The following is a 13802-nucleotide window of genomic DNA, read 5'->3' as shown; positions in this document are numbered from 1 at the left end:
TCCTCTCGCTGCTGAAATTACCCGTGCGACCGGTAGTTGGCCTGCACACGCTGGGTGAGGAAGTCGGCGGCGGTGACCGGCGGGTAGGTGTGCCGTGGCCCCTGGATCACGGCGTCGCGGTCGGCCTGGGCGAAGTAGGCGATGCTGTAGCGGTCGCCTTGGTATTCGCCCGTGCCCGGGCTGCGCACCCGGTGGAAGTTGGAGGGCAATTCGTCATCGCTCCAGCGGGTGAGCATATCGCCGATATTGCAGGTGATCAGCGCGGATGACGGGGTGATCGAGGTCCACTGCTGCTCGTGCATCTCCTTGCCGGGGCACACCTGCAGGCCGCCCTGTCCGTCGCGCTGGAAAAGCAGTGTCAGACAGTCGAAGTCGGTGTGCGCACCCGCCCGCCAGCGACCGGGAACGCCGTGCGGTTCCGCTGGCACCGGGAAGTAGTGCAGCAACCGCAGCGTGCTCTGATACTGCGCGGAATTCGGATCGTGCGCCTTGGTGAAGTGGTCGCGCTCGAAGCCGAGGCGATCGGCGAAGCAGGACAGCACGCGCATTGCGACGGTCCATGCCCGATGCTCGAAATCCAGGATCTCGCTACGGAATCCGGCCATTTCTGCCTCGCTCGGCCACAGCTCGCTCATATGCGGGCGGGTGATCTGATAGGACTCCTTCTGGTCGGGCACGCCGATGGACGGGCGCACCTGGCTCAGGCTCTCCCAGCCTGCATTGTTCGCTTTGACCAGGGGGTACTGCGCCTTGGTCGCTTCCGGGAGTGCGAAAAACTCCGCGGTGCGGGCGAATACGTCATCGATCCGGTCCTGCGGGATGCCGTGGCCGGAGAGCTGGAAGAAGCCGATCTCGGTAGCCGCGGCCCACAGTTGTTCGGTGATCTCGGCGCGACGCTCGTCGAAGTCGGTCAGATCGATAACGCGGATCTCGCGGGCGTCGGTCTCCGCACCGAGGCCGCCCATCTGCTGCTCGCGCGATACTTCGGACAGGTCGTAACTGGCGGTCATGGTGTCCGTCCTTGTCTGCGTTGGGTTTCAGCTGCCGACGGCGATCGTCGGGTCCAGGAATTCCTTGGTGACGATGGCGTCGGCGGTCAGATTGTTCGGCACGTTCGCGCCCCCACGGCGCAGGATCGGGGCGAATTCGTCGATCACGCGTTGCACCCTGGCGATATCGAAACTGCCGACCGCACCGTCGGTGTCGTTGCCGATCAGGCCGCCATCGATGAGCGCCTTCGAGCCGTAGGCGGCGAGTTCGGCACTGTAGGGGCTGAACTTGGTGTTCTTCGAAACCACGTCGACGACAACAGCATTCACGTGCGACGGGTCGGCTCGGAACTGCGCGGTGGCCCGCTGGATCATCGGGACGAGCCGCTGCAGACAGGGGCGCAGCTCGTTCAGTCGGTCGGCGCGGACGTTGACGGTGCGGGCGTAACCTTCGTAGCCGACGTCGCGCAGCAGCTGATAGCCGACCGGCTTGCCCCAGGCGCGGACCTCGTGCTCGTAGACGTAGGGCTCGGAGTTCACGAAGCCCTGCTGCGCGAAGGACGGGCCCGCGACGAAGCGGGACGGCGAGTTGTCGTAAGACGCATCGATCTGTTTCGGGTCGACGAGTCCCCGCGCCGCCAGCCAGTCCGGATAGAGCTGGCCCTGCGAAACGACGATCGGCGCTCCGGATTTCCCGATATCGGCGATTCCGTGCCAGTCGGGGTGGGTCTTGGGATCCCACATCAGCAGCTGCGGGCTGTTCCGCAACAGCGTAGTCACCGCGACGATCGGCTGCTGGCCCGCCGCGGCTATCGAATGCTCGGAGTGGGCCAGCCCGAGGGTGATGCTCTGGTCGACATACATCTGCGAGGGCACAGTCTGGAAGCCGATGGCCGGTCCGCCCGCACGGATCTCCAGGTCGACCCCGGTGTCCTTGCCGTCGACCACCAGCGGGCCGGTGACCTTGTTGTTGTCGGCATCGACCCGATAGCCGGGGCCGAGCAGTCCGAAGATCGGGCCGGAGTCCGTTTCGGGTTCCCATTGCAGCTGCACGACAACGGTATTCGGACACTTCCCGGCCAGCTGCTGTTCAGCGGGCGCGGCCGGGAGGTCGACGGCGGCGGTTTCGGTGTCGGAACCGGAGCAAGCGGCGCCGGTGGCGACCACCAGGGTGGCGATGGCCGCGATACTGATGCGACGCAAGGGTATTTTCATGGGGTTCTCCTGGAATGGGGCTAGCGGCCCGAGCCGTGCCAGCGGCCGACGGTGAGCCGTTGGGCGGCGGTGAAGATCGTGAAGACGAGGACGCCGAACAGGGCCGCGAGCACCAGTGCGGCAATGAGGTCCTCGGATTGCAGTCGGGCGCGGTAGTTGTCGAGTAGGGTGCCGATGCCGGGGCGGCCCTGCGCGAAGAACATGTCGCCGATGATCGCGCCGGTCACCGAAAGCCCAGCGGCGGTACGCAGACTCGTCATGATCGAGGGCAGTGCGGCCGGTAGTTCGAGTGCGATGAGCCTGCGCCAGCGACCGGCCCGGCCGAGGGTGAACAGTTCACGCAGGTTCTGATCGATGGATTGGATGCCGAACAGCGTCATCGCGATGATCGGATGGATCGCGATAAGCACACAGACGATGGTGCGGGCCGAGGTGCCATAGCCGAACCAGAGCCCGATCAGTGGAACCACCGCGAGCACCGGGATCGCCTGCAAGACAACGGCGTATGGATACACGATTTTCTCGATCGGCTTGGCCTGACTCATCAGCACGGCAATGGCGACACCGAGCACGGCCGAGACCGCGAGCCCGGTGACCGCGACCTTCGCGGTCACGCCGAGTGCACGCAGCATCACCTCCAGCTTTGCCGGATTCGCCAGCGATTCAGTGAAGACGACGTGCGGTGGCGGGAGCAGGAATCGGCGATCCGGGGCCAGCACCACCAGGGAGACCAGGTACCAGGCGGCCATTGCCAGTCCGATCGATATCACCGGTGTCGCGACCTTGGCGAGGGCGGCGCGTGGTCGCACCCGCAGCGAAAGCCGTTGTGCCGGTGCGGCCGAGGCGGCGACCGGTGCCGCGATACTGACCATCAGCAAGCCTCTTTCAGCGAATCGGAGGCCCACCCGACCAATTCGGTGAACGCGGGCTCGAAGCGCAGCTCCTGGCTGCGCGGGTAGGGCAGATCGACGTCGATCACCTCGTGCAGACACCCGGGTCGGGCGGACATGACGACCACGCGCGAGGCGAGGAAGACCGCCTCGGATACCGAATGCGTGATGAACAGCGCGGTGAAACCGTTGTCGCGGTATAGCCGCAACAGTTCTTCTTGCATGTTCAGGCGGGTCATCTCGTCCAGCGCACCGAACGGCTCGTCCAGCAGCATCAGCCGTGGTTCCAGTGACAACGCCCTGGCCAGCGAGACGCGCATGCGCATGCCGCCGGAGAGCTGACCGGGCAGGCTGTTCGCGAAATCGGCAAGCCCGACCGCGGCGAGTGCGCGAGTTGCCCGCGCGCGCCGAGTCTTTCGGTCGATCCCGCGCAGTTCGGCGGAGAGCTCCACGTTGCGCGACACCGTGCGCCACGGCAGCAGGGTGGCCTCCTGGAAGATGAACCCGATCGAATCCGTACGCACCGCAACAGCTCCCGAGCTGACCGGCTCGAGCCCGGCCGCCAAGCGCAGCAGCGTCGACTTGCCGCAGCCGGACGGGCCTACGACGGCAACGAATTCGCCCTGCCGGATATCGAGGCTGATATCGGCGAGTGCGACGGTGTCGCCGAATCGCTTGTGCGCGTTGACAAACGACACCTCCATGCCCGAGAGCAGCGTCCTCGCATCGGCGTCCTGGACCGTGTTGTGGAGTATCTGCCTCACTTGACCTTCTCTCACCGACCATCAGATATTGCGTGCAATCATTGCTTGTCATCAGTGTCATTGATCTCAATTACATGCAATTACTGCCTGGTTTCCAGCTGATTAATTAAGATCACATGCTGCGAAGACGGTTCGCCAGAGTGTCGGTATCCACCCGGGTGCTGACGCCGTCGCGAATCACCGGTTCCCCGTCCACCCAGACCGTGTCCATCACGCGCGACGAGGCCGCGGTCAGCAGGGTGGCGCCGGGATCGAGCACCGGCAGGCAGGCGAAATCCCGGTCGAAGCGGATCAGCGCGCAGTCACCCCGGTCCCCCACCCCGAGGCCGGGACCGGTCACCGGGTGGCCGAGCGCGCGTTGGGTGCCGCAGGTGGCCAGCCGCATCATGTCGTCGAAGCCCAGGATGTCTGCCCGTTTTCGGATGACGCGCTGCAGATAGGAGCCCATGCGCAGCGCGAGCAGCATGTCCTGAGTGTCGTTGCTGGCGGCGCCGTCCACGCCGAGACCGATATCGATTCCGGCAGCCAGCATCTCCAGCACAGGCGCGGCGCCGCTGCCGAGGCGCATATTGCTCAGCGGGTTGTAGGAGACGGCCACGCCACGGTCAGCGAACACCGCGAGGCCCTCGGCGTCGAGGTGGACGCAATGCACCGCCAGGGTCCGGTCCCAGAGCAGGCCGCCCGCGTCGAGGTAGTCCACCGCTGAACGGCCTGCATGTAATCGGCACATGTCCTCGTCGGTGGAGGTTTCGAGTACATGTATCGACACGGTCTTGCCGGTCCGCTGGGCATATTCTCGGGCAGCGGCCATGCCGTCGGGAGTCAGGCACCGCGGATTGGGGATCGCGAGCGCGGTGTCGATGCGCGAACCGGCCAGCCGGGCATCCAGGTCGTCGATATGTGCGAAGACCTCCGGCAGCGGCTGCATCAGTCGCGGATCGATACCCCATTTGCGAGTGACATCGGCGCGGTCGGCGACGCCGCGACCGAGGATGACCCGGATGCCCAGTTCATTCAGCGCGCGAATCATGGCGTCGTGCACGGCCGTCGAGCGATTCGGCCACAGATGTTCGACCACGGTGGTGACGCCGCCGCGCAGCAATTCGGCGCCACCGGCGAGGGCGGCGAGATAGGTCTGCTCGGGGGTGGCAAGGACGGTGCGCTCACCGACACAGTGCAGCCATTCCAGCAGCGGCAGGCCCTCGCCGATGCCGCGGAGTACGGCCTGCTGCAGGTGGGTGTGTGTGTTGACGAAGCCGGGAATCAGATGACCGCCGTCGCCGTCGACGAACGGCAGCGCACGGTGGTCGCGCCCCGCGCCAGTGCCGATCGCGGTGACGACGCCGTCCACCACGACGACGTCTTGGCCGGACAGCCATTGCGCACCCGCGCCGACACGGGCATAGACGGTGACATTGCCGATGACAGACGAATGGGGTCGATTGCGCACCACGCGGCATTCCTCCTGGGAAATGCGGCTGGTTCGCCCGCCCGGATTCGGCGGCCCCCATCGTCCGTTGCAGCCATGAACGACGTGCGAGCCAGATTAACGACCCCGTATTTCGACGGTGTTAAACCTGGTCAGGGACGCAGATCGGCGTGCACGTCGAGGATTTCGACGCTCCGCTGCTTATCGACCTCCAGGAAACCGACCAGCGCATGGGCTTCGGCGTCCACCGCCGTGCGCTCCGCGGCCGACCACTTCCGGGTCGGAGTGATGCGCAGTCGAGCGACGCCCCTCTCCAGGAAGATCTTGTAGAACCCGGCGAGGTAGCCGTCGACCAGCACCGGCGACACCGCGGCGGCGAATGCGCGCAGGGGTGGCGCTATGCCGTCGGGCACGATTCGGGTCCGATCCTGGTGCGAGAGAATCGCATTGTCGTACCAACCGAGCAGGCGGACCGGGGCCGGCAGGTCGGGATCGGCGAGTTCGCCGTCGGCGACGTCATAGAGGGTGCGGCCGCGTTCGTCGGTGTAGGTGCGCAGGCGGTCGCCGAGTTGTTCGACGGCGGCCTTCATGCCGGTCAGCTTCGACCAGGTCTGCATATCCATGGTACTGGCCGGACCGAAGGCGCGCAGATAACGAAAGACCAACTCCGCCAACGGATAACCATGTTCGAGCGGTGCCCCGAGCCAGGGTTCGACGCGGGACCAGACCGGCCTGCTGTTGTCCTTCCACCTGCCGCGTGGCGGAGTCTGCAATACGGGCAGTTGGTACAGCCAGGTCTGCAGCACCGCACCGGCATCGCGATCCGGGTAGATCGCCGCGGCCTTGGCGCGCAGGTCCGCCGCCGACATCGGCTCGTCACCGAGCGCGGCCTCGCCGTGCTCACGCACCTCATCCGGATCCAACCCGACCATCGCGCCGTAGTTGAAACCCTTTCGGAAGGGAACTTTTTCGAGCTCCGGCTGGATATGTGGTGCGATGCGCAGCGCGTCCGGCGGCGTGACCATATGAATCGTGCCGCGCATCAAGGTGATTCGGACCAGCGAGCGATCCTCCAGCCCCGCCGAAACCGTCGCGGGATCGAAATCCACTATGCGACTCCACAATCCGACGAACGGCGGTGGCGAATCCTGGGCCTGCAAACCCACCAGATGGTCGCACATCTCCGGCACGGTCAACGCCGAACGCTCCAGCAGATGCTGGCGCGCCAGCAATGTCCGATTCAGTACCCGGTTGGCCAGCTCCATGATCAGATCACCGTACCGGCGCGCACGATTTGCCGCACCGCGCATCGAACAGTCACAGAATTCGCTCGCGGCGGCTCATGGTCAGCGCAGGGTGACGACGACCTTGCCGGCGGCCGTGCGATTGTCGAGGGATGCCACGGCCTCGGCGGCGCGGTCCAGCGGGTACAGCACCGGTTCGGGCGGCGCGATCTTGCCCGCGGCGAGCAGGGGCTCGACCTCTTCCCACTGCTCGGTCAGGTAGCCCGGATGGGTCATCACCCATTCGCCCCAGGCCGCGCCGATCACCTCGACGTTCTTGAGCAGCAGTCGATTCACCTTGACCGTCGGGATCTCACCGGCGGTGAAGCCGACCACCAGCAGACGGCCCGCCGGAGCGAGACTGCGGATGCTGTCGGTGAACCGGTCGCCGCCGACCGGATCGAGCACGATATCCACACCGCGGCCACCGGTCAGCTCCTTGACGGCCGCGAGCCAGCCGTCGGTCAGCACCACATCGGTGGCGCCATTGGCACGCGCGACCGCCGCCTTCTCCTCGGTGCTCACCACCGCGATGACCCGGCTCGCACCCAGCGCGACCGCCATCCGCAGCGTCGAGGTGCCGACGCCGCCCGCGGCGCCGTGCACCAGCACGGTCTCACCCGCGGCCAGCCTGCCGCGGTTGCGCAAGCAGAAGTGCACGGTTAGATCGTTGAACAGGATTCCGGCCCCGGCCTGCAGAGATACATTGTCCGGCAACTGGAACACCATCTGCGTCGGCGTGACCGCCACCTCGGCGAGGGCATTGCCGAGCATCGTCAGCGCGACCACCCGATCCCCCGCCTTTATGTGCGCGCCCTCCGGAGCCTCGCGCACGATCCCAGCCACCTCGCCGCCGACGACGAACGGCAGCTCCGGCTTCATCTGGTACAGACCCCGCGTCATCAGCACATCGGGAAACGCCACCCCGGCCGCGTGCACGTCGATGACCACACCCCCGGGATATGCCGCCGGCTCCGGAATCTCGACGACCTCGACCGCTTCCGGCCCCTCCAGCTTGCTGACCTGGGCTGCACGCATATGCCGACCTCTCTGTCCATTCAGCGACACTCACATCATCACCGACGCACTGACCAACCTAACCACCCGCCGTCGCCCCCCTGTCCACACCACCCGTTTTTGCTATGCTGACCGCGACCTGAGGTGGGGACGAAGGGGGAGTCTTTCGTGGTGGAGAAGATGGACGCGGGGACCCTGCGGGTCGACGCGGGCGCGCTGCAGAAATTCGCGGACAACCTGCGCACCGAGGCGGGCGATATCGGCAAACTCAATGCCGGTGAAGGCTTCGCGGTGGCGGCTGCGGCATTGCCCGGTACCGACTTCGGATCCGTCATACCGGAAGTCACCGACGCGGTGAATCGCTGCATGCAGCGCATCGGCGAGCGGCTGACCACGATTGCCGACAATACGAAGAACGCGGCGGGTAAGTACGAGTTGGCCGAGGACGAATTCGCGAACAAGCTGAAGACGATCGGGCTGCAGCTGCCATGACACTCACCATCGACAATGTCAGCAACTGGCATCCGGAGAAGCTCGGTGACGCGGGCGAGCAAGCCAAGAAGGTCGCGGACGGCCTCGATGGCGTCGTCGGCAAGGGGGTTACCGATACCAAGGGGCTCGAGGACACCAAAGCTTGGTCCGGGGCCGCCGGCCAGGCGGCGAACACTCGGATGGAGACCGAGAAGTCCCGAGCCGGCAAGGTGAGCACCGAATTGCACGCGCTCCAAACGGCATTCAACGAACAGGTACAGAGCCTGCAAAGCGCAAAAGACGCTGTGCTGCGCCTGCGCAACGACGCCATCAACCAGAATCCGCCCTTCGAGGTCTCCGCCGATGGCACCGTCAGCGCCGCACCGCGCATCGCCGAAATCCGCCGGGCCGAGGGCGAAGGCTCGAATACCGAAATGAACGAACAACACGAAGCCGCACGTCGACAGTGGGAACTCGTCCTCGCATTGCAAGCTGCGGAGACAGCCGCGAACACCGCCCGCGACAGAATCCGCGATGCTGTCGGTAAGTTGCAGGCTGCCTTCAACGATCTCGGCGACCCGAATCTCGGTGTGACGCAGACACAGAACACCAGCACGACGCCGGCCGCCACTACCTCTACCACGAGCAAGCCCAGCTATGTGACGAGCAGCCACAACGGCGGCGGCTCCGGATCGTCTTCCGGCACATCGAATTACGGAACCAGCGGTGGTACGCACAATGCCACCGGAGCGATGCCGACGGGCGACGTCGCGGAATGGATCAAGAAGGCCAAGGCCAAGTTGATCGAAATGGGATACAGCCCGGATCAAATCGATGAGCGGGCCCTGGCCATGATCATCGAGCACGAGTCCGGTGGCAACCCCTTGATCGTCAACGATTGGGACAGCAATGCCGCCGCGGGCCACCCGTCGAAGGGATTGATGCAGACGATCGACAGTACCTTCAACGCATATAAGGCACCCGGCCACGAGAATATCTACGACCCGGTCGACAACATCATCGCGGGAACGCGCTACGCCATCGACCGATACGGTTCCCTATCCAACGTTCCAGGCGTAGCGGCCGTCAACAGCGGCGGGGCCTATCAGGGCTACTGACCGAACCGGGTTTCGCTGCGCTACTGGGCATTCACCATCCACCGCTTCAACCGATTCGAGCAACTGGACGGGCGTCGGCCGCTAGGCGGGATTCCTGTCGAGACATGCGTCCACAACTGGGCGCAGTACCGGCGGCACTCGGCTCGTATCCGCCCGGTTGTGCACCACGTTGTACAACGTCTGCGGCGTCGATGCGCCGAGGAAGGGACTCTCGCCTGTGGCGGCGAGCAACAGCATGGCGCCGACCGAGAAGACGTCACTGGCGACGGTCAGCGGGCGGCCTTCGGCTTGTTCCGGTGACATGAAGGCCGGGGAGCCGACCAGGGAGCCGGTGTTGGTGAGCTGGGTGTCGCCTTCCAAGGCGCGGGCGATGCCGAAGTCGATGACACGCGGGCCGTCGTCGGTGAGCAGGACGTTGCTGGGTTTGAGATCGCGGTACACCATGCCCGCGCGGTGGATCTCCATGAGTGCGGAAGCCAGTCCGGCCGTGAGCAATCGGAGTCCGCCCGGTGGCATCGGCCCGGACTGATCGATGGCTTCGCGCAGCGAGGGTCCGGCGACGAAGACGGAGGCGAGCCATGGTGCGACGGCATCCGGATCGGCGTCCATCACCGCCGCGGTATACGCCCCGGTCACCCGCTGCGACGATTGGACTTCCATGCGGAATCGCGCACGGAACTCCGGGTTCTGCGCCAGATGGCGGTGAATCATCTTCACCGCGACCAACCGTCCGTCCGGCGAGCGGCCGAGCAGCACTCGCCCCATTGCCCCCTGGCCGATCAGTGCGATAAGGCGGTGTCGTCCCGCTGATCGCGGATCGTGTGGCCCAGTGGTTGCACTCGTACCCTCCCCTCAGTACTTGCTGGGGATAGTACCGGCGCGGGTGCGGTGTTTGCCGGGTGCAGGGATCAGGCGAAGCTCTGGCCGCGTTCGGCGAGGGCCGTACGGAGTTTGGCGATGGCGGTGGGACCGACGCCGTGCAGTGCGGCGAGATCACGTTCGGTCCATGCGGTCAGGTCGGCCAAGCGGTGGATTCCGGCGGCGGCCAGGGCGCGTTCGGCGGGTTTGCCGAGTTTTACGGGGAGGTCGGAGTCGGGCATGGCCCCATCCTGCCCCGCGGGACCGACAACTGTGAGTAGAGGCGGCTCGACGCGAGTGTGTGACGTACGCCCCGTAAAGTCGTCTCAGAACAGCAGCGTAAGAGAACGCGGCACACCGTGCAGCGCGAGGAGCACCAGTGTCACTCGATCAGCCACTCACCCCGCTTCCCCAGGAGGGCATGGGGTTTGCGTCGGCGTGGCCCATCCGGGCTGGCGATGTAGATCCGTACAACCGCTTGCGGTTCGACGCCGTCGCACGTTATCTGCAGGACATTGCCTGGGAACAACTGCAACAGACGAATCTGCATACGACCGATCCGAGCTGGATCGTGCGTCGTACGGTCATCGACGTCATCCGGCCGATCCTGTGGCCCGACGAGGTGCGGCTGCTGCGGTGGTGTTCGAGCATGTCCACCCGGTGGACGAATATGCGGGTGCGCATCACCAGCGCGAACGGCGGATTGATCGAGACCGAGGGCTTCTGGATCAATATCAGCGAGTCCAACAATATGCCCGCCAGGATCAGTGACGAGGGCCTGTCCTACCTGGCGCAGACCACCAATGAGCACCGGCTGCGCTGGCGGCCCTATCTCACCGACGCCACCCCGCCGGAATCGGATACCGATATGCCGTTCCCGGTGCGGGCCACCGATATCGACCAGTACAACCACGTCAACAATGCCTGTTACTGGCAGGCGGTGGAACAGTTCCTGGTCGAATACCCCAAGCTGGTCGCGGGGCCGCATCGCGCGGTGATCGAGTATGTCGCGCCGGTGCTCGCTCGTCAGCATGTCAGCGTGCGCAGCCGCTATGAACCGGGCGACCGCTCCGGACGGCCGGTGCTGCGGTTGTGGTTCGTGGTCGGCGGCACCACCACGACCGTCGTGCGCATCATGCCCCTGTAAAGAAAAACCGGCTCCGTTCACTGGAACGGAGCCGGTCGCTGTTCAGCCGCGGGTGGCCTTGAGCAGATCCTCACGGGTGGTGAGCTTGACGCGCGGGCGGCCCGACGCCTTACCCGCGGACTTCTCCGCCGTATCGATCGCCTTCCAGCCCTCACGGTCGACCAGATCGGCCTGCCGCTGTCCGATCAGCGCCTTCAGCGCGGCCCGATCGGCCTGTGGCACACCGAGTTTGCCCGCGGTGAAGTCCGCGAGAAGGTGCTCGACGGTCTCCTCGGAGTCGACGCGGTTGGAGCCGATGACCCCGCGCGGACCGCGCTTGATCCAGCCGCTCACGTACACACCGGGCACCGGAACACCGTCCTCGCCGATGACGCGGCCGTGCTCGTTGGGAACGACAGCGCGGCGCTCGTCGAACGGCAGATCCTTGATCGGTTCGCCCTTGTAGCCGATGGAGCGCAAAACCAGTCCGGCGTCCAGGGTTTCGCTGCGATCGGTCGTGCGTGCCACCAATTGGCCATTCTCGCTGACCAATTCGTTGTGCGCGAACTCCACCGACTCGACGTGATCGGCACCGTGCAGTGCCGTCGGCGAGACCAGGTAGCGGAAGACGATCCGCTTATTGGCCGGATCGCGCCGCCCCGCCGCGTATTCCTTGGCGAGGGTGTACTTCAGCTCCAGCGACGGCTCGACCTCGGGATCGTCCAGCAGCGCCTGACTGCTCGGGTCGAGCGTCAGGTCGGCCTCCTCGACGATGACATCGATACCCTTCAGATGCGTCAGCGCCAGGAACTCCGGCGAGGTGTAGGCCGCCTGCAGCGGACCGCGCCGACCGAGCACGACGACCTCGCGGATATTGCTGCCGCGCAGCGCATCCAGGGCGTGGTCGGCGATATCGGTCTTGGCGAGTTCGTCCGGGTCCACCGTCAGCACGCGGGCGACATCCAGCGCGACATTGCCGTTGCCGACGATCACCGCGCGCTCACCGGACAGGTCGAACTTGCGATCCGCGTAGTCCGGATGGCCGTTGTACCAGGCGACGAATTCGGTCGCCGAATGGCTGCCCGGCAGATCCTCGCCCGGCACGCCCAAACGGCGATCGGAGGACGCGCCGACGGCGTAGATGACCGCGTGGTGGTGGGCCAGCAGTTCCTCATGGGTGATGTGCGAGCCGACCTCCACATTGAGGTAGTACTGCAGCGTCTCGCGCCGGAAGGCCGACTCGAACAGCCCGGAGACCGTCTTGGTGCCCGGGTGGTCGGGGGCGACGCCCGCGCGCACCAGACCCCACGGGGTCGGCAGCCGATCGAACATCTCGACCTCGACATCGCAGCGGCGCAGCAGTTCGTCGGCCGCATAACAGGCCGCGGGTCCCGCGCCGACGATCGCGACGCGCAACGTGCCGAGTTCCTTGGGCGGCCGCGCGGGCGTGACGATCGGATCGAAGTTCGATTCGAGTGGATGCCGCTGGAAGTAGGCGGCGTTGATGTCACGGAACCTGGCCAGCGACGCGGTCAGATCATCCTCGGAGAAGATGGCCTCCACCGGGCACGCGTCGACGCAGGCACCGCAGTCGATACAGGTGTCGGGGTCGATGTAGAGCATCTCGGTCGTCGCGAATTCCGGCTGGTCCGGGGTAGGACGGATGCAATCGACCGGGCACTCAGTGACGCAGCTGGCGTCGTTACAACAACGCTGCGTGATTACGTAGGCCATATTGTGCAGATCCTCGAAAATGTACCTGGGCTATAGCCACCCAAGGGGGTCGGGAGTGGGTAGGGAGCGTCATCTTCACAGTGCCGGCGGAGGGTGCCCCATGAGGCGCCGTGATGTGATGCCGCTTTCAGTTTGCCTCGAGTGTGTTCGAGGCCTCTCCTCCGGAGGGCTTACGGTATCTCCATGGTGCGGACTCTGATCCTCATGCGGCACGGTAAGTCGGCCTATCCCGACGGTATCCCCGATCACGAACGCCCGCTCGCTCCGCGTGGTCGGCGCGAGGCCGGACTTGCCGGTCAGTGGTTGCGCGAGACCCAGCCGCCGATCGATGCGGTACGGTGCTCGACCGCCACGCGCACACGGGAAACGCTGGCCGCGACCGGAGTTACCGCGCCGGTGGTCTACGAGGGGGGCATCTATGAGGCATCGCCGCGCACGCTCATAGAATTGGTCCAGCTCAGCGATGACGATGTCACGACGCTGCTGGTCATCGGGCATGCGCCCGGAATGCCGTGGACGGCATGGGAGTTGGCGAGCAATCGCGATTCCGAACCGGCGATCGAACTCAGCCGGAAGTTCCCCACGTCGGCGCTCGCGGTACTCGAATTCGACCGGCCGTGGGCACAAGTCGACGAGGGCACCGGTGACCTGGTGCGCTTCCACATCCCGCGCTGATCGCGGGTGAGGTCATTGCAGTAGTTTGCCACCGACGACCACCACGACGCCGAGGACGACGAGCAGCACGAACGCGGCGAATCCGCCGAGCAGCCACCACACGACGCCGAGCGCCAGCACGAACGGCGCCACCGCGATGGCGGTGATCACCGGGCTTTCCTTGACCGTGGCCCAAGCCGAGCGGGCCCTGATCCGGTCGATGTCCTTACCTGGCATGTCACCAGGGTAGGTGC

General features: G+C 65.6%; 15 protein-coding genes. 4 read left to right on the top strand and 11 right to left on the bottom strand.

Going from position 1 to position 13802, the window contains the following annotated elements:
• Positions 1-17: 17 nt before the first annotated feature.
• The 7 genes from ACIBW7_RS26330 to ACIBW7_RS26300 form a co-directional block, all read right to left on the bottom strand.
• On the bottom strand, positions 18-1010 hold the full coding sequence (locus ACIBW7_RS26330) for an isopenicillin N synthase family dioxygenase (protein ID WP_397050646.1): 993 nt from the start codon (positions 1008-1010) through the stop codon (positions 18-20).
• A 27-nt stretch (positions 1011-1037) separates the two neighbouring features.
• Complete coding sequence (locus ACIBW7_RS26325) at positions 1038-2204, bottom strand: nitrate ABC transporter substrate-binding protein (RefSeq protein ID WP_397050644.1); 1167 nt, start codon at positions 2202-2204, stop codon at positions 1038-1040.
• A gap of 20 nt (positions 2205-2224) precedes the next feature.
• A complete protein-coding gene (locus tag ACIBW7_RS26320) occupies positions 2225-3076 on the bottom strand; it encodes an ABC transporter permease (RefSeq protein ID WP_397050642.1) in 852 nt (283 codons plus the stop codon).
• A complete protein-coding gene (locus ACIBW7_RS26315; RefSeq protein WP_397050825.1) occupies positions 3076-3798 on the bottom strand; it encodes an ABC transporter ATP-binding protein in 723 nt (240 codons plus the stop codon). The genes ACIBW7_RS26320 and ACIBW7_RS26315 overlap by 1 nt, the downstream gene beginning before the upstream one ends.
• Before the next feature lie 172 nt (positions 3799-3970).
• The gene (locus ACIBW7_RS26310) at positions 3971-5308 is read right to left on the bottom strand and encodes an amidohydrolase family protein (protein ID WP_397050823.1); all 1338 of its coding nucleotides are present in this window, start codon (positions 5306-5308) and stop codon (positions 3971-3973) included.
• A gap of 131 nt (positions 5309-5439) precedes the next feature.
• Positions 5440-6552, bottom strand: a complete 1113-nt coding sequence (locus tag ACIBW7_RS26305) for a winged helix DNA-binding domain-containing protein (protein ID WP_397050640.1) — start codon at positions 6550-6552, stop codon at positions 5440-5442.
• 81 nt (positions 6553-6633) lie between these two features.
• Complete coding sequence (locus ACIBW7_RS26300) at positions 6634-7608, bottom strand: NADPH:quinone oxidoreductase family protein (protein WP_397050638.1); 975 nt, start codon at positions 7606-7608, stop codon at positions 6634-6636.
• Between the two features lie 147 nt (positions 7609-7755).
• Here ACIBW7_RS26300 and ACIBW7_RS26295 point away from each other — a divergent pair, with 147 nt between their 5' ends.
• Both ACIBW7_RS26295 and ACIBW7_RS26290 read left to right on the top strand, forming a co-directional pair.
• Complete coding sequence (locus tag ACIBW7_RS26295) at positions 7756-8079, top strand: type VII secretion target (protein WP_397050636.1); 324 nt, start codon at positions 7756-7758, stop codon at positions 8077-8079.
• Positions 8076-9176, top strand: coding sequence for a transglycosylase SLT domain-containing protein (locus ACIBW7_RS26290; protein ID WP_397050634.1), 1101 nt, complete (start codon positions 8076-8078; stop codon positions 9174-9176). The genes ACIBW7_RS26295 and ACIBW7_RS26290 overlap by 4 nt, the downstream gene beginning before the upstream one ends.
• Before the next feature lie 81 nt (positions 9177-9257).
• Here ACIBW7_RS26290 and ACIBW7_RS26285 read toward each other — a convergent pair whose 3' ends face one another.
• Both ACIBW7_RS26285 and ACIBW7_RS26280 read right to left on the bottom strand, forming a co-directional pair.
• The gene (locus ACIBW7_RS26285) at positions 9258-9956 is read right to left on the bottom strand and encodes a serine/threonine-protein kinase (protein ID WP_397050821.1); all 699 of its coding nucleotides are present in this window, start codon (positions 9954-9956) and stop codon (positions 9258-9260) included.
• Between the two features lie 128 nt (positions 9957-10084).
• Complete coding sequence (locus tag ACIBW7_RS26280) at positions 10085-10276, bottom strand: DNA-binding protein (RefSeq protein WP_397050632.1); 192 nt, start codon at positions 10274-10276, stop codon at positions 10085-10087.
• A 137-nt stretch (positions 10277-10413) separates the two neighbouring features.
• Here ACIBW7_RS26280 and ACIBW7_RS26275 point away from each other — a divergent pair, with 137 nt between their 5' ends.
• Positions 10414-11181 carry an acyl-[acyl-carrier-protein] thioesterase gene (locus tag ACIBW7_RS26275; protein WP_397050630.1) on the top strand — a complete coding sequence of 256 codons (768 nt, stop codon included), beginning with the start codon at positions 10414-10416 and terminating at the stop codon, positions 11179-11181.
• Between the two features lie 42 nt (positions 11182-11223).
• Here ACIBW7_RS26275 and ACIBW7_RS26270 read toward each other — a convergent pair whose 3' ends face one another.
• Complete coding sequence (locus tag ACIBW7_RS26270) at positions 11224-12894, bottom strand: FAD-dependent oxidoreductase (protein ID WP_397050628.1); 1671 nt, start codon at positions 12892-12894, stop codon at positions 11224-11226.
• 183 nt (positions 12895-13077) lie between these two features.
• Here ACIBW7_RS26270 and ACIBW7_RS26265 point away from each other — a divergent pair, with 183 nt between their 5' ends.
• Complete coding sequence (locus ACIBW7_RS26265) at positions 13078-13569, top strand: SixA phosphatase family protein (RefSeq protein ID WP_397050626.1); 492 nt, start codon at positions 13078-13080, stop codon at positions 13567-13569.
• 12 nt (positions 13570-13581) lie between these two features.
• Here ACIBW7_RS26265 and ACIBW7_RS26260 read toward each other — a convergent pair whose 3' ends face one another.
• Complete coding sequence (locus tag ACIBW7_RS26260) at positions 13582-13785, bottom strand: hypothetical protein (RefSeq protein WP_397050624.1); 204 nt, start codon at positions 13783-13785, stop codon at positions 13582-13584.
• Between the last annotated feature and the right edge of the window lie 17 nt (positions 13786-13802).

This window comes from Nocardia sp. NPDC049526, assembly GCF_044465765.1.
In the GTDB taxonomy this organism is placed as follows: domain Bacteria; phylum Actinomycetota; class Actinomycetes; order Mycobacteriales; family Mycobacteriaceae; genus Nocardia.
Note: the sequence above shows the minus strand (reverse complement) of the source record. Positions and strands in the feature narration are given on the sequence as shown.

Bases quoted from the DNA above. Each gene is read 5' to 3' on its own strand.
- ACIBW7_RS26330 (WP_397050646.1), bottom strand. From the start codon at position 1,010: ATGACCGCCAGTTACGACCTGTCCGAAGTATCGCGCGAGCAGCAGATG.
- ACIBW7_RS26325 (WP_397050644.1), bottom strand. From the start codon at position 2,204: ATGAAAATACCCTTGCGTCGCATCAGTATCGCGGCCATCGCCACCCTG.
- ACIBW7_RS26320 (WP_397050642.1), bottom strand. From the start codon at position 3,076: ATGGTCAGTATCGCGGCACCGGTCGCCGCCTCGGCCGCACCGGCACAA.
- ACIBW7_RS26315 (WP_397050825.1), bottom strand. From the start codon at position 3,798: ATGGAGGTGTCGTTTGTCAACGCGCACAAGCGATTCGGCGACACCGTC.
- ACIBW7_RS26305 (WP_397050640.1), bottom strand. From the start codon at position 6,552: ATGGAGCTGGCCAACCGGGTACTGAATCGGACATTGCTGGCGCGCCAG.
- ACIBW7_RS26300 (WP_397050638.1), bottom strand. From the start codon at position 7,608: ATGCGTGCAGCCCAGGTCAGCAAGCTGGAGGGGCCGGAAGCGGTCGAG.
- ACIBW7_RS26290 (WP_397050634.1), top strand. From the start codon at position 8,076: ATGACACTCACCATCGACAATGTCAGCAACTGGCATCCGGAGAAGCTC.
- ACIBW7_RS26280 (WP_397050632.1), bottom strand. From the start codon at position 10,276: ATGCCCGACTCCGACCTCCCCGTAAAACTCGGCAAACCCGCCGAACGC.
- ACIBW7_RS26270 (WP_397050628.1), bottom strand. From the start codon at position 12,894: ATGGCCTACGTAATCACGCAGCGTTGTTGTAACGACGCCAGCTGCGTC.
- ACIBW7_RS26265 (WP_397050626.1), top strand. From the start codon at position 13,078: ATGGTGCGGACTCTGATCCTCATGCGGCACGGTAAGTCGGCCTATCCC.
- ACIBW7_RS26260 (WP_397050624.1), bottom strand. From the start codon at position 13,785: ATGCCAGGTAAGGACATCGACCGGATCAGGGCCCGCTCGGCTTGGGCC.